We start from the raw sequence: 3,001 nt of genomic DNA, 5'->3' as shown, positions 1-3,001 counted from the left end.
GTGCCACCTTCACCACCCCCTGACCGTTCCCGGGGCGTTGCGGGGGGGGCTCCTTTTCAATTGAAACTGCGGCCCCCACTGCTTGACGCTCCGTCTCCGCTGGTCAGGTCCCGTGAGTACTTTGGGCTGCTATAGCGACCCAAAGTGCTCACGGGGCCTGACCAGGGCAAAGGGGGCCGGTTTCAGGCCCGGCTGACGGCGAAGGTTCGGAAGGTTCGCACCGCTGGGGGTTGGGGGCGGTTGGCCGGCCAGGCCAGGCCGATCGTCCGGTGGGCCGGTGGGTTGAGGGGGATTTCGACGGTGTCCGGAGCCGGGGCGGTGTCGGCTGGTGGGAGCACGGCTACGCCCAGGCCCGCGGCGACCAGGCCCCGGACCGTGTCGACCTCTTCGCTCTCGAACGCCAGGCGGGGTTCGAAACCGGCGGCTGCGGCCAGACCCATGAAGATCTGGCGCAGGCCGTAGCCGGGGCGCATCGCGATGAAGTCGTCCGCCGCCAGGTCGGCCAGCCGCAGGGTTCGGCGCTTGGCCAGGCGGTGGCGGGCGTGCAGGACCGCGACCAGCGGTTCTTCGCGGATCGTGGTGCTGGCCCAGCGCGGGTCGCCCTCGGGCAGCGGGGCGATCAGGCAGAAGTCGATCTCGCCCGCCCAGGTGCGCGCGAGCATGGCGTCGCGCGGGCCCTGGACCAGCGAGAACCGCACGTGCGGGTGCTCGGCGCGGAAGTCGCGCAGCAGCGGCGGCACCAGCGTGCTGCCCATCGTGTGCTGGAACCCGAACGTCACCTGACCCCGGTCGGGGTCGAGCTCTTCGACCACCGCGCGGCACCCGGCCTCCAGCTGCTGCATCGCCTCCTCGGCGGCCTCGGCCAGCAGGGCGCCTGCCCGGGTCAGGTGGATGCCGCGCCCTTGCCGTGCCGTGACCGGGGTGCCGAGCTGTTCGCCCAGCTTGGCGAGGGCCCGGCTGACCGTCGGCTGCGGGATGCCCAGGGACTCGGCAGCCCGTGTGAGATGCCCCTCGGCGGCGACCGCGCGCAGCATCGCCAGCGTGGGAGCCAGGTGCGCCGCGAGCTGGGGCGCGTCGCCGAGCGGGAACGATTGATCCGCCATTGCATCGATGATGGACCATTGGCGTATTGGACGCATTAATTAGGGCTGCTTAATTTCGAGGGTGTGGACGAGGCACGCACCAACAAGATCCGGATCTCCCTGCTGCTCGGCGCGCTCGCGATGTTCGCCCTGCTCTACGCGCCGCAGCCGGTGCTGCCGCAGTTCGCCGACGCCTTCGCGCTGGCCCCCGGCACGGTTGCGCTGCTGATCTCGGCAGCGACGCTGGGACTCGCGGTGGCGGCCATCCCGCTCGGCGCGCTCGCCGAGGTGGTGGGACGCCGTCGCGTCATGATCGGGGCGCTGCTGGTGGCCGAGGTCCTCGGCCTGCTGCTGCCGTGGATCCCGATCTTCCCGGTGCTCGTGGCGATCCGCCTGGTCCAGGGCATCGCGATCGCCGGGCTGGCCGCGGTCGCGACCGCGTACCTGGCGGAGGAGACCGGCGGCAAGAACCTGGGCGCCACGATGGGCCTCTACGTCGCGGGTACCACCATCGGCGGCATGACCGGCCGGCTGCTCGGCGGTGTGGTCGGTGATTTCGCGGGCTGGCAGGGCGGCGTGCTCGCAGTGGCCCTGCTCGCCGCGGTCTGCACCGCGCTGTTCGTCGTGCTGCTGCCCGCTGAGCGCAACCACGTCCGCAAGCCGCTGTCGCTCGGCCCGCTGCTCGGCGGTCTGCGCTCCGCGCTCCGCGACCCCGTGCTCTACGCGCCCTACCTGGTCGCAGCGCTGGGCATGGGTTCGTTCGTCACGGTCTACAACGTCCTCGGCTTCCGCCTCGCCGCGCCGCCGCTGCTGGTTCCTCCAGCGCTGGCCGCGCTCGCCTTCCTCGCCTACGCCGCGGGCACCGTGACATCGACGCTGGCCGGGAGGGCTGCGGACCGCTTCGGACGCACGCAGGTCCTGCTCACCGGACTCGCCGTGACAGCGCTGGGCCTGCTGCTGATGCTGGCCGACAGCCTGGGCGTCATCGTGATCGGACTGGTGGTGTTCACCGGCGGGTTCTTCGCCGCGCACTCGGTGGCCAGCGGCTGGGTCGGCGTCCAGGCCTCGCCGCAGGCCCGCGGCCAGGCATCAGCGCTGTACCAGCTGGCCTACTACGGCGGCAGCAGCGTCGGCGGCGTGGTCGGCGGCGCGGCCTACGGCTCCTGGGGCTGGTCGGGCATGACGGCGCTGATCTGCTGCTGGCTCGCGGTCGCAGCCGTCGCGGTGGGGATCGCCGGGATCAGGTGGCGTCGGAGTCGTACGGCGGGCGCTCGCCGGGTTCCAGCGGGCGCTGCTGCGGCTTCGGCTGGGTCGGCGGCTGGGTCTGGCCGTTCCCGTTCCCGTTCGAGTTGAGGTCGAGCGGGTTCTCCCCGTCGAAGAGGTGCTTGGTCACCGCGCTGCGCGGGTTGAAGTTGCGGATGCCGCGCAGGTCCTCCAGGGGCTTGCGCAGATCGTCGAACTCCGGGCCCAGCTCGGAGCGGATCTGATCCCGCGCCCCGGTCGCGTACTCCTTGACCTGGCGGACGGTTTTGCCGAGCCACGCCGCCCCCTGCGGCAAGCGCTCGGGCCCCAGCACGAACAACCCGACCACGATGAGCACGAGGAGCTCGGGCCAGCCGACGCTATCGAACACCTCTCGACTACCTCCGGGTCCTCGCTGCTGCGGACCAGCACCGCGCTAGCTGCCAACGCCCCCAGAGTACCGACCGGGGGATCCCGGTTGGAGGGGGAAGTGGCCGAACATGCCGCCTTCCGGCGCAGGTGCACCCGTGTTCACTTCAGCGTCACGTCCAGGACCAGTTCGCGGCCCTGCCGCACCACGGCGACCGGGATCCGCTCGCCGACCTGGAACCGGTCCACGGCCACGACCAGCTCGTCCGCGCTGCCGACCTTGCGCTCGCCGACCCGGATGATCACAT

At 71.7% G+C, this 3,001-nt stretch carries 3 protein-coding genes; 1 reads left to right on the top strand and 2 read right to left on the bottom strand.

Annotated features, from left to right (window positions below; translation table 11 throughout):
* Nucleotides 1–182: 182 nt before the first annotated feature.
* The gene (locus ABTZ89_RS37580; RefSeq protein WP_351054016.1) at nt 183–1,103 is read right to left on the bottom strand and encodes a LysR family transcriptional regulator; all 921 of its coding nucleotides are present in this window, start codon (nt 1,101–1,103) and stop codon (nt 183–185) included.
* Nucleotides 1,104–1,166: 63 nt separating this feature from the next.
* Between ABTZ89_RS37580 and ABTZ89_RS37575 the strand changes: the two genes are divergently transcribed.
* A complete protein-coding gene (locus ABTZ89_RS37575) occupies nt 1,167–2,435 on the top strand; it encodes an MFS transporter (protein WP_351054013.1) in 1,269 nt (422 codons plus the stop codon).
* Here ABTZ89_RS37575 and tatB read toward each other — a convergent pair.
* Complete coding sequence (tatB, locus tag ABTZ89_RS37570; RefSeq protein ID WP_270948827.1) at nt 2,323–2,715, bottom strand: Sec-independent protein translocase protein TatB; 393 nt, start codon at nt 2,713–2,715, stop codon at nt 2,323–2,325. The genes ABTZ89_RS37575 and tatB overlap by 113 nt on opposite strands.
* Between the last annotated feature and the right edge of the window lie 286 nt (nt 2,716–3,001).

Origin of the sequence: Saccharopolyspora sp. NPDC002686, assembly GCF_040295745.1 — a bacterium.
GTDB lineage: Bacteria > Actinomycetota > Actinomycetes > Mycobacteriales > Pseudonocardiaceae > Saccharopolyspora > Saccharopolyspora oryzae.
This window is presented reverse-complemented; position numbering and strand designations above follow the sequence as displayed.

Bases quoted from the DNA above. Each gene is read 5' to 3' on its own strand.
- ABTZ89_RS37580 (WP_351054016.1), bottom strand. From the start codon at position 1,103: ATGGCGGATCAATCGTTCCCGCTCGGCGACGCGCCCCAGCTCGCGGCG.